This is a genomic window from Pseudomonas sp. FYR_2 (assembly GCF_043106425.1).
Taxonomy (GTDB): domain Bacteria; phylum Pseudomonadota; class Gammaproteobacteria; order Pseudomonadales; family Pseudomonadaceae; genus Aquipseudomonas; species Aquipseudomonas monteilii.
In genome coordinates this window covers 41,714-58,529 of record NZ_JBICMM010000037.1, presented here as the reverse complement: position 1 = coordinate 58,529, position 16,816 = coordinate 41,714, and the positions used below count along the sequence as shown (strand labels likewise).

At 62.2% G+C, this 16,816-nt stretch carries 15 protein-coding genes and 1 pseudogene; 11 read left to right on the top strand and 5 right to left on the bottom strand.

The genetic code is table 11. The features are described 5' to 3' along the window. The first annotated feature begins 88 nt into the window (after window positions 1–88). The 4 genes from ACF8R4_RS15110 (at window position 89) to ACF8R4_RS15095 (ending at window position 4,140) form a co-directional block, all read left to right on the top strand. Window positions 89–1,696: a tetratricopeptide repeat-containing response regulator gene (locus ACF8R4_RS15110; protein ID WP_060500151.1), complete on the top strand. Its 1,608-nt coding sequence runs from the start codon at window positions 89–91 to the stop codon at window positions 1,694–1,696. After that, window positions 1,693–2,385 (top strand): sensor histidine kinase KdpD, encoded by a 693-nt coding sequence (locus tag ACF8R4_RS15105; protein WP_104833420.1) that lies wholly within the window; start codon window positions 1,693–1,695, stop codon window positions 2,383–2,385. The genes ACF8R4_RS15110 and ACF8R4_RS15105 overlap by 4 nt, the downstream gene beginning before the upstream one ends. Before the next feature lie 278 nt (window positions 2,386–2,663). Then, complete coding sequence (locus tag ACF8R4_RS15100; RefSeq protein WP_392492821.1) at window positions 2,664–3,308, top strand: MBL fold metallo-hydrolase; 645 nt, start codon at window positions 2,664–2,666, stop codon at window positions 3,306–3,308. A 109-nt stretch (window positions 3,309–3,417) separates the two neighbouring features. Continuing rightward, window positions 3,418–4,140 (top strand): OmpA family protein, encoded by a 723-nt coding sequence (locus ACF8R4_RS15095; RefSeq protein ID WP_016501466.1) that lies wholly within the window; start codon window positions 3,418–3,420, stop codon window positions 4,138–4,140. 33 nt (window positions 4,141–4,173) lie between these two features. Here the strand turns inward: ACF8R4_RS15095 and pta are convergent, their stop codons facing one another. Together pta and ACF8R4_RS15085 are read right to left on the bottom strand one after the other, a co-directional pair. Then, complete coding sequence (gene pta / locus ACF8R4_RS15090) at window positions 4,174–6,261, bottom strand: phosphate acetyltransferase (RefSeq protein ID WP_060500154.1); 2,088 nt, start codon at window positions 6,259–6,261, stop codon at window positions 4,174–4,176. Window positions 6,262–6,292: 31 nt separating this feature from the next. After that, window positions 6,293–6,595: a DUF3565 domain-containing protein gene (locus ACF8R4_RS15085; protein WP_025754816.1), complete on the bottom strand. Its 303-nt coding sequence runs from the start codon at window positions 6,593–6,595 to the stop codon at window positions 6,293–6,295. On the opposite strand from ACF8R4_RS15085, the gene ACF8R4_RS15080 reads away from it, so the two are divergent. The 3 genes from ACF8R4_RS15080 (at window position 6,594) to ACF8R4_RS15070 (ending at window position 8,716) form a co-directional block, all read left to right on the top strand. Next, on the top strand, window positions 6,594–7,079 hold the full coding sequence (locus ACF8R4_RS15080; protein ID WP_060500155.1) for a peptidylprolyl isomerase: 486 nt from the start codon (window positions 6,594–6,596) through the stop codon (window positions 7,077–7,079). The genes ACF8R4_RS15085 and ACF8R4_RS15080 overlap by 2 nt on opposite strands. 143 nt (window positions 7,080–7,222) lie before the next feature. Beyond that, window positions 7,223–7,705 carry a glutathione peroxidase gene (locus tag ACF8R4_RS15075; protein ID WP_060500156.1) on the top strand — a complete coding sequence of 161 codons (483 nt, stop codon included), beginning with the start codon at window positions 7,223–7,225 and terminating at the stop codon, window positions 7,703–7,705. A 123-nt stretch (window positions 7,706–7,828) separates the two neighbouring features. After that, complete coding sequence (locus ACF8R4_RS15070; RefSeq protein ID WP_200929094.1) at window positions 7,829–8,716, top strand: RHS repeat-associated core domain-containing protein; 888 nt, start codon at window positions 7,829–7,831, stop codon at window positions 8,714–8,716. On the opposite strand, the gene ACF8R4_RS15065 is transcribed toward ACF8R4_RS15070, so the two are convergent. After that, window positions 8,702–9,919 (bottom strand): glycosyltransferase family 4 protein, encoded by a 1,218-nt coding sequence (locus tag ACF8R4_RS15065; RefSeq protein WP_392492819.1) that lies wholly within the window; start codon window positions 9,917–9,919, stop codon window positions 8,702–8,704. The two genes, ACF8R4_RS15070 and ACF8R4_RS15065, sit on opposite strands and share 15 nt — an antisense overlap. A gap of 157 nt (window positions 9,920–10,076) precedes the next feature. On the opposite strand from ACF8R4_RS15065, the pseudogene ACF8R4_RS15060 reads away from it, so the two are divergent. Both ACF8R4_RS15060 and ACF8R4_RS15055 read left to right on the top strand, forming a co-directional pair. Beyond that, window positions 10,077–10,826: pseudogene (locus tag ACF8R4_RS15060) on the top strand (PAS domain-containing protein); the annotation flags it as partial. Between the two features lie 156 nt (window positions 10,827–10,982). Further along, window positions 10,983–11,414 (top strand): methyl-accepting chemotaxis protein, encoded by a 432-nt coding sequence (locus ACF8R4_RS15055; RefSeq protein ID WP_371105378.1) that lies wholly within the window; start codon window positions 10,983–10,985, stop codon window positions 11,412–11,414. 40 nt (window positions 11,415–11,454) lie between these two features. On the opposite strand, the gene cysZ is transcribed toward ACF8R4_RS15055, so the two are convergent. Next, the gene (gene cysZ / locus ACF8R4_RS15050) at window positions 11,455–12,183 is read right to left on the bottom strand and encodes a sulfate transporter CysZ (protein WP_156867371.1); all 729 of its coding nucleotides are present in this window, start codon (window positions 12,181–12,183) and stop codon (window positions 11,455–11,457) included. A 331-nt stretch (window positions 12,184–12,514) separates the two neighbouring features. Between cysZ and trxB the strand changes: the two genes are divergently transcribed. Then, window positions 12,515–13,477 (top strand): thioredoxin-disulfide reductase, encoded by a 963-nt coding sequence (trxB, locus tag ACF8R4_RS15045; protein ID WP_003247318.1) that lies wholly within the window; start codon window positions 12,515–12,517, stop codon window positions 13,475–13,477. A 61-nt stretch (window positions 13,478–13,538) separates the two neighbouring features. Here trxB and nadC read toward each other — a convergent pair whose 3' ends face one another. Continuing rightward, on the bottom strand, window positions 13,539–14,387 hold the full coding sequence (nadC, locus tag ACF8R4_RS15040) for a carboxylating nicotinate-nucleotide diphosphorylase (protein ID WP_027615751.1): 849 nt from the start codon (window positions 14,385–14,387) through the stop codon (window positions 13,539–13,541). A gap of 242 nt (window positions 14,388–14,629) precedes the next feature. Here nadC and ACF8R4_RS15035 point away from each other — a divergent pair, with 242 nt between their 5' ends. Further along, a complete protein-coding gene (locus ACF8R4_RS15035) occupies window positions 14,630–16,786 on the top strand; it encodes a DUF1631 domain-containing protein (RefSeq protein ID WP_392492817.1) in 2,157 nt (718 codons plus the stop codon). Window positions 16,787–16,816 lie beyond the last annotated feature (30 nt).

The window sequence follows — 16,816 nt, the reverse complement described above, 5'->3', positions numbered from 1 at the left end:
CCCTCATCTTTCCCGACCGGCTGCCGATACAGCGATCGGTGGCATCGCCTCGCGCGATTTTTCAATCATTCCAAGGCAGGTCGTGTTGATGCTGCAGTACGGGCAAAAAAGCTTTCTGATCGTCGACGACTTTACCGACTTTCGCACGTCGACCCGTTCCATGCTGCGCGAGTTGGGCGTGCGCGACGTGGACACCGCTGACAGCGGCGAGCAGGCGCTGCGTATGTGTGCGCAGAAACGCTATGACTTCATCCTGCAGGATTTTCACCTGGGTGATGGCAAGAAGAACGGTCAACAGGTGCTCGAAGACCTGATCATCGACAAGCACATCAGCCATGAGTGCGTGTTCATCATGGTCACGGCCGAGAGCAGCCAAGCCATTGTCCTCAGTGCCATCGAGCACGAGCCCGATGCCTACCTGACCAAACCGTTCAACCGGGTTGGCCTGGCCCAGCGCGTCGAGAAGCTGTATCAGCGCAAAACCTTGCTCAAGCCGATTCTTCAGGCCCTGGACCGCAGTCGCCCGGCTGAAGTGCTGGCGGCTTGTGCCGAACTGTGCAAGAAGGACCCGCGCCTGGCACCCCTGTGTCTGCGCTACCGGGCCGATGCCTTGCGCAACCTCAACCGCTTCGAGGAGCTGGAAAAGTTCCTCAAGGCCATCCTGGCCAGTCGCCCGCAGCCGTGGGTGTACGCTGCATTGGGCGCCCTGATGCACAAGCGTGGCCAGAATGCCCAGGCCCAGGGCGTGTACGAGCAGGCACTCAAGGCGTTCCCGATCATGCCAGGGCTTTACGACGGCATGGCCGAAGTGCTGGTGGCGCAGGGTGATACCCGACGTGCGCAAAACCTGCTGGAAGAGGCGGTACGCCTGTCGCCACTGTCGGTGCGTCGGCAGTCGACACTGGGCAAGCTGGCGCTGGAAAACGAAGACTTCGAGAGCGCGTCGAAGGCGTTCCGCCATGCGGTGAACCAAGGGCAGAGCTCGCGCTACAAGGACGCCGAAAACAACCTGGGCCTGGTGCAGGCCCTGATGAGCAAGAATGCAGGCTTCGGTCTGGACGCCCGTACCCGGGTCGAGATCAACACCACGCTCAGCGAAGTGGCCAAGGAAAACCCCGAAGACCAGGGTTTGCAGGTGCGTGCGCGGATGATGAAAGCCGCCAGCCTGCAGCAGGCGGGCGACCCGGAAACGGCTGCCAAGCTGACCGAGCAGGCGATCCAGCGCCTGGACAAGATGAACCAGTTTTTTTCGGTCGATTCGGCCCTGACCGTTGCCGCACAGTTGCAGGCAATGGGGCAGGAAGCTGCCGCCATCGGCGTGCTGAAAAGCTGTGTGGAAAGTTATGGTGATGACCCCAAGGTCATGGAGAAAGTGGGCAAGCTGACCGACGACCCCACGGTGCTCAACGCCATTACCGAAGCGGTCACCCTCAATCGCCAGGGTGTGCGCAGTTACCAAGGAGGGCAGCTTGGCGAGGCGTTGCAACTGTTCCGCAAGGCGCTGGGTATGCAGCCGAAGAACATCAGCATCGCCCTCAACACCGCCCAGGCGCTGCTGCGTATTGGCGGTGACAACCCTCAGCCCGCGATCATGCAGGAATGCCAGGACGCCTTGACCAGCGTGGCCGGTATCCCTGCCAGCGACAATCGCTATGACCGTTACCGCAAACTGCACATCCGAGTGTTCGGCGCATGAATCAAGACAATCAGGGGCTGGATTTTTCCACGGTGATCGCCTCCACCGTGCACGACCTCAAGAGTTCGTTGTCGGCGCTGATCCAGTCCCACAACCAGTGGGTAGAACGCCTGCCCGAAGCGCTGCGCGGTGGTGCCGAGCAGGGCATCATGGAGCATGAGTTTCGCCACCTCAACGGCATGCTGGTGCAGTTGCTGGGCCTGTACAAACTGGGTATCAACCAGTTGCCGGTGTGCCCGGACTACCACGAACTGGACGATTTCATCGAAGCTCAGCTGGCGGCGCACCAGGAAGTGCTCAAGCACAACGACATCCTCGCCACCTGGCGCATCGACACCGACAACCCGCTGGGTTTCTTCGACCGCGAACTGGTGGCCTCGGTGATCGCCAACGTCATCACCAACGCCACCCGCTATGCCGGGCACGCTTTGCTGATCACGATCGAAGAGGCCGACAACCAGCTGGCCATCTGCGTGAACGATGATGGCCCGGGTTATCCAAAACACATGCTCGAGCGCCAGGAGGAGTACATCCAGGGCATCGACTCGACCAGCGGCAGTACCGGCCTGGGGCTGTATTTTGCGGCGCGGATTGCGGCGTTGCATGAAAGCGGCGGGGTGCGCGGGCGGATCGAAATTTCCAATGGCGGGGCGCTGGGGGGCGGGTTGTTCAGGTTGTTCCTGCCTTAAGATGTGTGGCGCCTTTGAGATCGAGCGCCGCCCGCGCGGCGCATCGCGAGCTGGCGCTCGCTCCTACGCTTGTTTCGGGCCAGTTATCCCTGCTAGAGGCGCGCGCGACTGCCTTTTTTCATACGACACGGTATCAACGTATGCGCCAGAGGGGGCGCGCGCGAATCTCGCTGGTACAATTGGCCCGAAACAAACGTAGGAGCGAGCGCCAGCTCGCGATGCGCCGCGCGGGCGGCGCTCGATCTCACAGGCGCTGCAGCGTCCAAGACAGGCCCTTCATGAACACTGCCCCGACCACCCTCATCCGCGAAACCTTCCCCGTAGGCCCCCTGCAATGCAACTGCACCTTGATCGGCGACCCCTTGACCAAAAAGGCCATCGTCGTCGACCCGGGCGGTGACCCGGACAAAATCCTGGCACGCCTGCAGGCCCACGGCCTGACGCTGGTGAGCATCATCCACACCCACGCGCACTTCGATCACTTCCTCGCTTCGGGCAAGCTCAAGGAGCTGACCGGCGCTACCTTGCACCTGCACAAGGACGACCAGGTGCTGTGGGACCACCTGGAGATGCAGTGCCAGATGTTCGGCGTTCCCTATACTCCGGTGCCGTCACCCGACCGTTGGCTGGGCGATGATGAAGAGCTGGCCTGCGGTTGCGGTGTGGCCCTGCATACGCCAGGCCATACCCCGGGCTCGATGAGCTTCTGGTTCGCCGATGCCAAGCTGTTGATTGCGGGCGATACCCTGTTCCGCCGGGGCATTGGCCGCACCGATTTGTGGGGTGGGGACCAGCGGGCAATCGTGCGTTCCATCAAGGAGCGGTTGTACCGGCTGGACGAAGAGGCCATCGTGGTGACTGGCCACGGGCCCGATACTCGGCTGGGCGATGAAATGCGCGAAAATCCCTTCGTACGTGCCTGATGGCACATGAAGGCACTTTCATGGAATTTTTCGTTGCCGAGGCAATCCAAGGCTGGCATAGATCCCTTTGAGATCTGCCGCATTTATGAATTTCAGTAGGAGCTTGTCCATGTTCACCATGCGTCGTCTGATTATCGTCGCAACTGCCGCTGCCCTGATGACCGGCTGTGCCGGCCAGAACCCCTATGACAACCAGGGTCAGGCGCAGGGCTCCACGGGGATGAGCAAGACCGCCAAGTACGGCGGCCTGGGCGCGCTGGCCGGCGCCATCGCCGGTGCCGCCATCGACCACAACAACCGTGGCAAGGGTGCGCTGATCGGCGCTGCTGCGGTGGGTGCTGCTGCTGCCGGTTACGGCTACTACGCCGACAAGCAGGAAGCAGAGCTGCGTGCGCAAATGGCCAACACTGGCGTGGAAGTGCAACGTCAGGGTGACCAGATCAAGCTGATCATGCCGGGCAACATCACCTTCGCCACCGACTCGGCCAACATCGCCCCTAGCTTCTACTCGCCGCTGAACAACCTGGCCGGTTCGTTCAAGCAGTTCAACCAGAACACCATCGAAGTGGTCGGTTTCACCGACAGCACCGGCAGCCGCCAGCACAACATGGACCTGTCCCAGCGCCGTGCGCAGGCGGTCAGCACCTACCTGACCTCGCAGGGTGTGGATGCCTCGCGTATCTCGGTACGTGGCATGGGCCCGGACCAGCCGATCGCCAGCAACGCCGACGCCAATGGCCGTGCGCAGAACCGCCGTGTGGAAGTGAACCTGAAGCCGATTCCGGGTCAGCAGTATGACCAGCAGCAAGGCCAGGTTCAGCAGTATCCCTGATTGATCGCCGGGGCTGCGCAGCAGCCCCTGTTTCTAGCGTACTACGCTGGCCTGAATCGCCGTCAGCGCAATGGTGTGCACGATATCGTCAACCTGAGCCCCGCGCGGCAAGTCGTTCACCGGCTTGCGCAGCCCCTGCAGCATCGGCCCCAGGCTCACCCCGTCAGCACTGCGTTGCACCGCCTTGTGCGTGGTGTTGCCGGTATTCAGGTCGGGGAACACGAACACCGTGGCACGGCCGGCCACCGGGCTGTCCGGCGCCAGGTCCCGTGCAATCGCCGGGTTGGCCGCCGCGTCGTACTGCAATGGCCCATCGATCAGCAACGCCTGCGCTGCACCTTGCGCCAGGCGTGTCGCTTCGCGCACCTTCTCCACTTCCTCATCGCTGGCTGAATCGCTGGAATAACTGATCATCGCCACCCGTGGTGCGATGCCGAAGGCCTGCGCCGACTCGGCGCTCTGCCGGGCGATCTCTGCCAACTCGGCAGCGCTCGGGTGCGGGTTCATCACGCAGTCGCCGTACACCAGCACCTGCTCGGGGAACAGCATGAAGAACACCGACGACACCAGGCTTGAGCCAGGCGCAGTCTTGATCAGTTGCAGGGCAGGGCGAATGGTGTTGGCGGTGGAGTGCACCAGGCCCGAGACCAGGCCGTCCACTTCGTCCAGGGCCAGCATCATGGTGCCGATCACTACCGGGTCTTCCAGCTGCTGCTCGGCCATTGGCGCGTTGAGGTTCTTGCTTTTGCGCAGCTCGACCATGGGCTCGACATAGCGCCCGCGAATCAGCTCGGGATCGAGGATTTCCAGGCCTGGCGGCAGGGTAATGCCCTGGGCGCGTGCCACGGCGTCGACATCCTCGGGCTTGGCCAGCAGCACGCAGCGGGCAATGCCACGGGCCTGGCAGATGGCCGCAGCCTGCACCAGCAAGGGCTCGGCGCCTTCGGGTAGGACAATTCGCTTGTTGGCCTGTTGCGCCCGCTGGATCAATTGGTAGCGGAACACAGCTGGCGACAGGCGCATTTCACGCGGGGTGCCGCAGCGTTGGTGCAGCCAGGCCGCGTCGAGGTGGCTGGCCACAAAGTCGGTAATAAACTCGGCGCGCTCGCGGTCGTCCACAGGGATTTCGCGGTTAAGTGAATTGAGCTGGTTGGCGGTGTCGTACGAGCCGGTGCTGACTGACAGGATCGGCAGCCCAGCCTGCAGCGCGCCGCGGCACAGGCCGAGGATGCGCGCGTCGGGCTTGCTGTCACTGGTCAGCAGCAACCCGGCCAGTGGTACGCCATTGATCGCCGCCAGGCTGACGGCAAGGATGATGTCGTCGCGATCGCCCGGGGTGACCACCAGGGTACCCGAGGTCAGCAACGGCACCGTGTTGGCCACGGTGCGCGCGCAAATAATGATCTTGCTCATGCGCCGCTGCTCGTAGTCGCCGGCATTGAGCACCTGGGCACCGAGCAGCTCGGCCACGTCGCGGGTGCGCGGGGCGTTCAATTCAGGCTGGTAGGGGATGCAGCCGAGCAGGCGGAAATCGTTGCCGCGCAGCAGGGGCGAGTGCTCGCGCAGGCGGGTGGCGAAGTCGGCCATACTTTCGTCGGTGCGCACCTTGTTGAGGATGACGCCGAGCACTTTCGGGTCGCGCGGGCCGCCGAACAGCTGGGCTTGCAACTCGACCCGGCCGGACAGTTCGCTCAGCACTTCGTTTTCCGGGGCCGAGACCAGGATCACCTCGGCATCCAGGCTCTTGGCCAGGTGCAGGTTGACCCGCGCCGCATAGCTGGCGTGGCGGGTGGGCACCATGCCCTCGACCACCACCACGTCATTACCGACGCAGGCTTGCTGGTAGAGGCGGATGATTTCTTCGAGCAACTCGTCCAGCTGGCCATCGCCGAGCATGCGCTCGACATGGGCCAGGCTCAGGGGCACCGGGGGCTTGATGCCATGGGTGCGGGCCACCAGTTCGGTGGAACGCTCGGGGCCGGTGTCACCCGGGTGGGGCTGGGCGATCGGCTTGAAGAAGCCGACCTTCAGGCCCGCGCGCTCCAGGGTGCGCACCAGGCCCAGGCTGATGGAGGTCAGGCCGACACCGAAGTCGGTCGGCGCAATGAAAAATGTCTGCATGCGTGCTTCTCGAAATAAGCGGTGCAAGAAATTAACGGCCAAGGGTAGCGCTATCGGCCCCTTGTGCGCACCAGCCGCATGCGAAAGGCTGGCCGATGTGCTGCGCGCGCTGGGCCGGGTCGAGCACCCAGGGGCGTGCCTGCCACGGTGGCTGGTGGCGCAGGTGCTGGGTATGGCCACAAGACAGTTCGGCCACCCAGTGGCCTTCTTCGTCCTGGTGGAAGCCGGTGATCCGACTGATGGGCCGCTGCTCGTCCGCCGCACGTTCGCAATCGGACGATGGCTTCGTTACACTTGTGCGCTCTACATTCTTTTGCAAAAGGTCTTGCCCCATGCTGATCGCCGCCAACAAGGCTGTCTCCATCGACTATACCCTGACCAACGACGCCGGGGAGACCATCGACAGCTCCGCCGGTGGCGCGCCGCTGGTTTACCTGCACGGTGCCGGCAACATCATCCCGGGCCTGGAAAAAGCCCTGGAAGGCAAGCAGGCCGGTGACAAACTGGAAGTTTCCATCGAGCCGGAAGACGCCTACGGCGAATACCTGGCCGAACTGGTCAGCACCCTGAACCGCAGCCTGTTCGAAGGCGTCGACGAGCTGGAAGTGGGCATGCAGTTCCACGCTTCGGCGCCGGATGGCCAGATGCAGATCGTCACCATCCGCGACATCGACGGCGACGACGTCACTGTTGACGGCAACCACCCGCTGGCCGGCCAGCGCCTGACCTTCAAGGTCAAGGTTGTCAACGTGCGTGACGCCAGCGACGAAGAAATCGCTCACCGTCACATCCACGGTGAAGGTGGCCATCACCACTGATTTTCTGCGCTAAGCTCAGAAAGCCGCCAGGCGCTCGGGCAAGCCGATTTGCCTTCCTACGGGAGGTGGACGGTTTGGACGAGCGCCTTTTTAGTGGGCGGAATTCGCCTGCGGCAACCGGGAACCTGAGAGGGGATGTCATCATGAGTGCATTTCACGACCTGAAACTGGACGCGCTGAACGGCGGGGAACTGCCCCTGGCACCGTTCAAGGGCCAAGTGGTGCTGGTGGTCAACGTTGCCTCCAAGTGTGGGCTCACGCCGCAATACAAGGCCCTGGAGAACCTCTACCAGGTTTACAAGGACAAGGGCTTCAACGTGCTTGGCCTGCCGTGCAACCAGTTTGCCGGGCAGGAGCCAGGCAGCGAAAAGGAAATTCAGGAATTTTGCAGCCTCAACTACGGCGTGAGCTTTCCGCTGGGGGGCAAGCTGGAGGTCAACGGGCCGCAGCGCCATTCGTTGTATCGCCTGCTGGCGGGTGAGGGGGCTGAGTTCCCCGGCGACATCACCTGGAACTTCGAGAAGTTTCTGGTGGGCAAGGATGGGCGGGTGCTGGCGCGCTTCTCGCCGCGTACGGCGCCGGATGATCCAGCGGTTGTGCAGGCGATCGAGAAGGCGTTGGGGTAAGTATCCAGGGCCGCGTCGCGGCCCTTCCTGCATACGCAGGCGCACTGACATTTTTGCCAGTAGCCGTCAGGGGCAGGTGTCGCCAAACTTTAGATCCGTAACCTGGGATACGAGGTTTGGAAGATGGCGATCAAGCTGTTTTATCAACAGGACCGTCTGGCGCTGATCCATGATGTGCAAGCGCAGCGGCGTCTGATAAGTACAGATGCACAAGCCCACGCCGTGCTGTTGGAAAATTCCCCAATGCCCGTTTTGCTCGCCTGTGATGTGCTGGCATCCGTTCTTTTGATTAACCCGCAGCAGAATATGAAAGCGCGCTGCTATTCACCGTACGGGCATGACATGCCGCATCCCGGGATACCTGGTTTCGCGGGTCAGCTACCTGAGACGGCGCTGGGCGGATATCTGTTGGGTAATGGCTATCGTTTATTCAGCCCTGTATTAATGCGTTTCACCGCCGCTGATGACTGGAGCCCGTTCGGGGCGGCTGGAGTCAACCCCTATGCCTATTGCAAGGGTGATCCGGTCAACTACAGTGATCCTTCTGGCCATATCCTGAGTCGGCTCAAGAGTGTGCTCAACCATATTGGAAGAAAGGCCGTGAGCGCGGCAGATTCTGTAATGTATGAATATGTTAAAGCTAAGCATGGAGAAAGAATCTTTAAAGGAATCGCTCAGCTGGAAAAGCCACCTCTAGGCTCCCGTGGGGCCGTGGTGGCAAAACACACACTCAGCCCAGCGGACGTCAAAGTCGGTGAGCGCATGTTAGACGAGAGCCTGAAGTTTCAAAAACAGAACAACCAGATAACGCAGTCGCGGATACAAAGCGCTGAGCGGGGCGGTGAAGGCAGCAAGATAATTTTCGCTGAAGGCAAAAGCTATATTGTTGATGTGCTGACCAATCAACATGTGCGAGAAGCCAGAAATATCGTAAGACTGGAGGAGGCAAGGGATAACTTGAGAGCCTACAAGGAAACGGGTAGGCATGAAACTCGTCTAGATGCGCGTTGAGGGTGACTCAGGCTTGATCTTCATTGCCATTGAGTCAGTGCTCAGTAGGCGTATGGCATCCCTTTTTGACGCTGCATCCAAGTAGATTTCGAATTGCTCGACAATCGCCGGCCAACCTTGGCGGCTGGCATGCTGTCGCGCATTCAGCCGTACCCGGCGCAACGTCTCTTCTTCTTCCAACAGCCAGCAAGCCGCATCCACAAACGCTGCCTGGTCCCCCGGCATGGCAAGCGCACCGCTGTGGCCATGGCGAATATGCTGCGCAGCCGCCGCCTCGTCATAGGCAACCACCGCCAACCCCGAGGCCATGGCTTCGAGCACCACATTGCCAAACGTTTCGGTCAGGCTAGGGAACAGGAACAGGTCACCGCTGGCATAGTGCTCGGCCAGTACCTCGCCGCGCTGGGCGCCACAGAACACAGCATCCGGCATCTGCTGTTGGAGGGCGGCGCGCTGCGGGCCGTCACCCACCAGGATCAGACGCAGGCGTTTCTGTGGATAAGTCTTCCGCAATGCCTCAAGGCAAGGCCGCAGCAAGCCAAGGTTCTTTTCCACAGCGAGCCGACCGACATGCACCACGGCGAGATCGTCCGGGGCGAGCCCCCAGCTTTCGCGTAACGCCTGGCTGCGCCGCGACGGGTTGAAAAGGCAGGCATCGACACCCCGTGCGAGCAGTTCCAGGCGCTCGAACCCACGGCGCTCAAGCTCCAGACGCTGGCTGACACTGGGCACCAGGGTGATCGCCGTGCGCCTATGGAACCAGCGCAGGTAGTGGGTGAGCAGGCGCGCCAGCAAACCCAGGCCGTACTGGCCGGAGTACTGCGGGAAGTTGGTGTGGAAACCGCTGACCACCGCGATCCCCAGGCGCCTGGCCGCGCGCAGTGCGCTGAGACCCAGCGGCCCCTCGGTGGCGATGTACAGCACATCCGGGCGCTGCCGGCGCCAGCGGCGCAGCAACTTGTGCATCGACACCTCGCCCCACTGCAAACCGGGGTAGCCAGGCAGCGGCCAGCCACGGCACAGCATCAGGTGCGGGGCGTTGTGCACGGGTGCTTCGCCGGCTTGGCGCGGGCGCACTACCTCGACCTCATGGCCGCGTTGACGCAGCCCTTCGCCAAGGCGGCCAAGGGTGTTGGCCACGCCGTTAATTTCGGGTGGGAAGGTTTCGCTGACCAAGGTAACGCGTAGGGCGGGTGTATTCATGACAAAAAGTTTCCGCCTGCTGGATTGCGCCAATGTGACGGCCATGTGACATGCAGATGACGCCCGACCGCCGACGCTTGCGCCTTTTTGAATATTTCCTGGTGCGGCACTCAAGAAGGTGCAACCGGCAGCCGATGAAGATGCATTCGACTAGGTGATGCGCTCCAGGAGTGCGGTGATGTTCAACAGCAAGCTCAAGCAAGAAATCCGGCAACTGCGCGAAGACCTGATGTCCGTGGAACAGGTCAAGAGTAGCCTCGACAACGAGATGCTGGTACTTCAACTCGACCCCCAGGGACGGATCGAGATGGTCAACGGCAACTTCGAGAGCGAGATGCTCTACCGTGCCGAACAATTGCTTGGACGCAACATCGAGGACATCGTCCCCGCGCATGTGAAGTCGCTGGATTTCTACCAACGCATGAAAAGCGCGATCACCCGTGGCGAGCACCTGAACGGTGCCTTCCGCCTGCTGCGCGGCAATGGCCAGGAAGCCTGGCTGCGCTCGATCCTGCAGCCGGTGAAGAACAGCGAAGGGCGTATCAAGTACTTCACCCTGCATTCTAGCGACCTTACCCGCACCATCGAGACCTCACGCGAGTATGAAAGCCTGATCAAGGCGTTGATGCGCTCGACCGCCGTTATCGAGTTCGGCCTGGATGGCACCATCCTCACTGCCAATGACCGTTTTCTGGCCACCGTCGGCTATCGCCTGGAACAGATTCGCGGCAAGCACCACCGCATGTTCTGCGAGCCGGAAGAGGCCAATTCGGCCGGCTATCAGGCGTTCTGGGACAAGCTGCGCCGTGGTGAATACGTTGCCGAGCGCTTCAAGCGCATCGACGCCCACGGCCGGGTGATCTGGCTGGAGGCCTCGTACAACCCGATCTTCGACGCCCATGACGTGCTGTACAAAGTGGTCAAGTTCGCCACGGTGATTACCGACCAGGTCAACCAGGAACAGGCGGTGGCCGAGGCAGCAGATGTTGCCTACAACACCTCGCTGGGTACCGATGTCAGCGCCCAGAAGGCCACCGATGTGGTTACCCAGACCGTCAGCGTGATGCGTGGCCTGGAAGCCTCGATGCAGGAGGCGGCCGAGGGCATTCAGGCTCTGGATACCCAGTCGCGGGTAATCGGTTCCATCATCAAGACCATCAGCGACATCGCCGGGCAGACCAACCTGCTGGCGCTCAATGCCGCTATCGAGGCGGCCCGTGCCGGCGAGCAGGGGCGGGGTTTTGCCGTGGTTGCCGACGAAGTACGTCAACTGGCCTCGCGTACCAGCACCGCCACCGAGGAAATCGCCCGGGTGGTGAAGCAGAACGAGCAACTGGCGCAGGCGGCGGTGGCGATCATCGACACCAGCAAGCGCCAGGCCGAGCAGGGGCTGGCACTGGCTGACGAGACGGGTAGCGTGATTGTCGAAATCCAGGACGGGGCGAAACGGGTGGTGGATGTGGTGGGGCAGTTTTCCAGCCGGTTGGGGCAGTGAAGCCCCGGCCAGGCAATGATTGATCTGATGGGGGCGGGGGTCAGTTGCGCTCCCGCACCCAGAACAACGTGGCCCCCGCCACCGCCGCCGGCATCATCACCACGTTCACCCCCGGAATCATCAACGCCAGGTAGGTAATCCCGCCAAAGCCCAGGCTCTGCCAACGCTTGCTGCGCAGCCAGGCGAGCATGTCCTGCCAGCTCATCTTGTTGTTGTCCGCCGGGTAGTCGATGTACTGGATGGCCATCATCCATACCCCGAACATTAGCCACAGTGGTGCGGCCACCACGTTCACCACCGGGATGAACGACAGGATGAACAGGCCAATAGCCCGTGGCAGGAAGTAGCCCAGCTTGCGCATTTCGCGGCTGAAAGTGCGCGGCACCATGGCCACCAGCTCACCCCAGCTGAACGCCGGGAAGTTATCCTGGCCGCGCACCACCACCTCGACCTTCTCCGCCAAAAAGCCGTTGAACGGTGCGGCAATGATGTTGGCCACCAGGGTGAAGGTGAAGAACACCATCAGTATCAGCAAGGCCACGAACAGCGGCCAGAGGATGTAGCTGAGGAAGCTCAGCCAGTCCGGAAGCGTAGGCATGAGCGCGTCCAGCCACAGGCCGAACTGATGGCCGGCGAAGTAGATCAGGCCACCGAACAGCAGCAGGTTGACCGCCAGCGGCAGCAGCACGAACAACCGCAGGTTGGGGCTCAGCACCAGTTTCAGGCCTTCGCGCAGGTAGTGGGGGCCGGAGAGGACAGGGGCTTGCATCGGGAGACTCCGCAGAGAAGGAAAACGCGCTGACCTTACCGAGTTTGCCGCTCCGACGAAAGGCAGCTGGCAAGCGGGAAACGGTCTGTAACAAAAGCGCCGGGGTCTGGGATATCGATGAAATCAACGAATAGACGGTGCCTATGAGGTGGATTGTCTAAGGATATTTCCTTAATCTTTGCGACCTCGCTACAGTGCGCTCAACTTTCCGCTTTTCGGGCCTGCGCGTTGTAGCCTTCCCCAAGTGCTGCGTGGGTCCGTTTTAAATTTCCAGCTGGCGCAGCCGGTGCACCGATGCCGGCCCGTGCGGCCCGCTCGACAGGAGTTCGACATGTCTGAAGTACGTCATTCGCGCGTCATCATTCTCGGTTCCGGCCCTGCCGGTTACAGCGCCGCAGTCTATGCTGCCCGCGCCAACCTCAAGCCGCTGCTGATCACCGGCATGCAGGCCGGTGGCCAGCTGACCACCACCACCGAAGTCGACAACTGGCCGGGCGACCCCCACGGCCTGACCGGCCCGGCCCTGATGCAGCGCATGCAAGAGCACGCCGAGCGTTTTGAAACCGAAATCGTCTTCGACCACATCAATGCCGTCGACCTGGCCAACAAGCCGTTCACCCTGCAGGGTGACAGCGGCAAGTACACCTGCGACGCACTGATCATCGCCACTGGTGCCAGCGCCCGTTACCTGGGCCTGCCGTCGGAAGAAACCTTCATGGGCAAGGGCGTTTCGGCCTGCGCCACCTGCGACGGTTTCTTCTACCGCAACAAGCCGGTCGCCGTGGTTGGCGGTGGCAACACGGCCGTGGAAGAGGCGCTGTACCTGGCCAACATCGCCAGCAAGGTGACCCTGGTACACCGTCGCGAAACCTTCCGCGCCGAGAAGATCCTGGTCGACAAGCTGAACGCCCGTGTGGCTGAAGGCAAGATCGAGCTCAAGCTCAACGCCACCCTGGACGAAGTGCTGGGTGACAACATGGGCGTGACCGGTGCGCGCCTGAAGAACAACGACGGCAGCAGCGACGAAATCAAGGTCGACGGCGTGTTCATCGCCATTGGCCACACCCCGAACACCTCGCTGTTCGAAGGCCAGCTGACCCTGAAAGACGGCTATCTGGTGGTCAACGGCGGCCGTGAAGGCAACGCTACCGCCACCAACGTTGAGGGTGTGTTCGCTGCAGGTGACGTGGCAGACCACGTTTACCGCCAGGCAATCACCTCGGCGGGTGCCGGCTGCATGGCTGCTCTGGACGTAGAACGTTACCTGGACGGCCTGGCCAACGCCTCGTTCTGATCGGGTAACACCCCTAAAAAAACCGGCTGAAAAGCCGGTTTTTTTATTGCCCGCAATCAGCTTACAGGCTCAACCGCATCGACAGGTCGACCGCCTTCACATCCTTGGTCATGGCACCAATCGAGATGTAGTCCACGCCGGTTTCGGCAATCACACGCAGGGTTGTTTCGTTGACCCCGCCGCTGGCCTCCAGCTTGGCCTTGCCCGCGTTGATGCGCACTGCTTCGCGCATTTCGTCCAGGTTCAGCTCATCAAGCATGATGATGTCTGCGCCAGCGGCTAGCGCCTCGCGCAGTTCATCCAGGCTTTCCACTTCGATCTCAACCGGCTTGCCTGGCGCAATACGGTGTGCAGCGGCCACGGCTTCGGCCACGCCGCCGCTGGCAGCGATGTGGTTTTCCTTGATCAGGAACGCGTCGTACAGGCCGATGCGGTGGTTGTCGCAGCCGCCGCAGGTTACCGCGTACTTCTGCGCCAGGCGCAGGCCCGGCAGTGTCTTGCGGGTGTCCAGCAGGCGCACCTGGGTGCCTTCCACCAGGTCGGCCAGGAAGCGCGCACGGGTGGCTACCCCCGACAGCATCTGCAGGAAGTTCAGCGCACTGCGCTCACCGCTCAGCAGCGAACGGGCCGGGCCTTCGAGGTGGAACAGCGGCTGGTTGGCAGTCGCCCGCTCACCGTCCGCCACCTGCCAGTGCACCGCCACGCGTGGGTCGAGCTGACGAAAAACGGCATCGACCCAGGCGGTACCGGCGATCACGCAGTCTTCGCGGGTGATGATGGTCGCCTTGGCGAGGCGCTCGGCCGGGATCAGCTGCGCGGTGATATCGCCACTGCCGATGTCTTCCAACAGTGCACGGCGCACGTTGGCTTCGATTTCAGCGGTCAGGTCGGCGAGGCGTAGGTTCGGCATGTTCGGCTCCACTAGCTAGATGCCCGCGATTATAGGGCAGGGGGCTGGTGTGTACAGCCGCCTTGGCGATGTCCGTTGGTCGGCGTTGTGAGCCATTCAAGCCCATTCGGGTCATTAACCGCTCGGCGAAACGGCGCTGGCAGCGATGCGATTTTTTACCGATAATAGCGCCCAGTATTTGGCGTCATAGCTTTGACGATCATCAGCCCCTGTCGGGCAAGACACCCTGCAAGGAGTCCAGGATGCAGAAAGAAGGCAAGGTGGTGCCCTTGGCGGCGGCCATCGACCCAGGGGGGCGTATGCCTCTTCCTTGCCTTCCGGTGTTGTTGCTGCAGGTGCGCGACAAGGCTGCCTTGCAGTTGCGCCAAGGCTTGCAGGACCTGTTCGACAACGCCGATGACACGCTCTTCGAAATGGCTGACAAGGCCTTCGACCGTTATGACCAGCATCTGTACTTCGAAGCCATGCGTGATCTGAGGCTCAAGCGCAAAAGCATCGAACGCGGCTTTCTTGATACCTTCCATGACACCTACGCACGCATCGGCCAGCCCGACCCGCTGGCGCACCTGGCCGAACCGTGCAGCTTGCGGAGCAAGGCCCAACGGGAACGGGCTGCGGCCATGGAGGGCATGGTTGCGCGGGTGCTGTCACGCGATGGTATTGCCCTGCAGCAACTGCGCCTGCGCTTGCAGGCGCTGCTCGATCGCCCCCTGCATGAGCAGCACAACCCGTTGGGCCCGGCCGCTTTGTGCGGGTACTTCCTGGACGCGGGGCGCAACCTGGGGGTTGGTTTACGGGTCAAGCTGGTGCTGCTCAAGCTGTTCGAGCTCTATGTGCTGCGTGATGCCGACATCCTCTATGCCGACGCCAACCAGCTATTGGCCGCAGCCGGCGTACTGCCGGAGTTGCAGCCTGCACCGCGCCGGCGCGCCGAAGACAGGCGCTTGCGCACACGACGAGGGCCGTTGAGCCAAGGCCAGGACGTTGGGGCAGACGCGGCAGGGCAAGCGTATTTCGCCTCATTGCAAATTCTGCTGGCCCCGCTGCGCGGGCAGTTCGCACCGCGATTGCAGGCGGTGGCTGCTGCCCAGCCGATCAGCACGGCCGACCTGATACGCCTGCTGTCGCACTTGCAACACTATGTACCCGCCACTCACGAGGCAGATGACTTCGAGCTTGGCCAGCAGCTTGAGCAACTGCTGTTGCGGGTCAGTGTGCGCAGCGGCACGCGCCGGCGCATCGCCGTGGACGATGAGGACGTGATCAATCTGGTCGGCCTGGTGTTCGCGTTCATCCAGCGTGATGACAACCTGCCCGCCAGCCTGCGCGCACTGCTTGTGCGCCTGCATATTCCCTTGCTCAAGGTAGCCTTGCTGGACAAGGGGCTGTTCAGCCGGGCCAGCCACCCTGGGCGCCGGCTGATCAACGAGATTGCGGGCGCGGCCATTGGCTGGGCGTGCGGCAGCGAAGGCCTGCGTGACAGCCTTCACCTGCGGGTAGAAAGCACAGTCCAGCGCCTGCTCAATGATTTTGCCGAAGATGCTGGCCTGTTTGCCGATCTTCTCGATGAGTTTCTTGCATCCAACCAGGAGGAACGGCGGCGCAACGAGCTGCTTGAACAGCGCACCCGCGACGCCGAAGAGGGGCGGGCCCGTGCCTTGCAGGCGCTGCACCAGGTGCAGCAGGTGCTCAACCAGCGCCTGCGCGGTCGGGTATTGCCCCTGGTGGTGGTGCAGATGCTGGTGCAAGCCTGGAGCCAGGTACTGCAGTTGGCCTGGCTGAAGCAGGGTGAAGCCTCCCAGGGCTGGCGCGATGCCCTGCAGACCGTGGATGCGCTACTGGCCAGCATCACCCCGGGGCATGAGCCGCAACAACTGTTGCAGCAGGTGCCGGGCCTGCTCAAGGCGCTGCGCGATGGCCTGGCCAGCGTGGCGCTGGATTCGGCAGCAACCCGAGAGTTCTTCCTGCAACTGGAGCAGTTGCACCTGCATGCCTGTGCGGGCACTGAGCTACCGGCGGGCCATGACAAGCCCTTTGCCGAAGTGCGGGTGGACGAGGACATCGTGCTGGCGATGGCCGAAGAACCGGCCTGTGCACCACTGCAATTTGCCGATGGGCAGGCGGCAGCGCTGCAGCATGTGCAGCGCTTGCGCATCGGCAGCTGGGTTGAAGTCATGGATGACGGCGAACCGTTGCGTTGCAAACTGGTGGCGCACGTCGGTAGTCACGACAGGCTGGTATTCGCCAACCGTACCGGCATGAAAGTGTGCGAGTGGAACAGCACCGCCCTGGCCCAGGCATTGCGCCGAGGGGACGTACGGATGCTGGATGACGGTTTGTTGTTCGAGCGGGCGCTGGGGGCGGTGCTAGACGGGTTGCGGCAACCTTGGGTGCAGTAGACGGCAACATTACAATGATTCACATGCAAA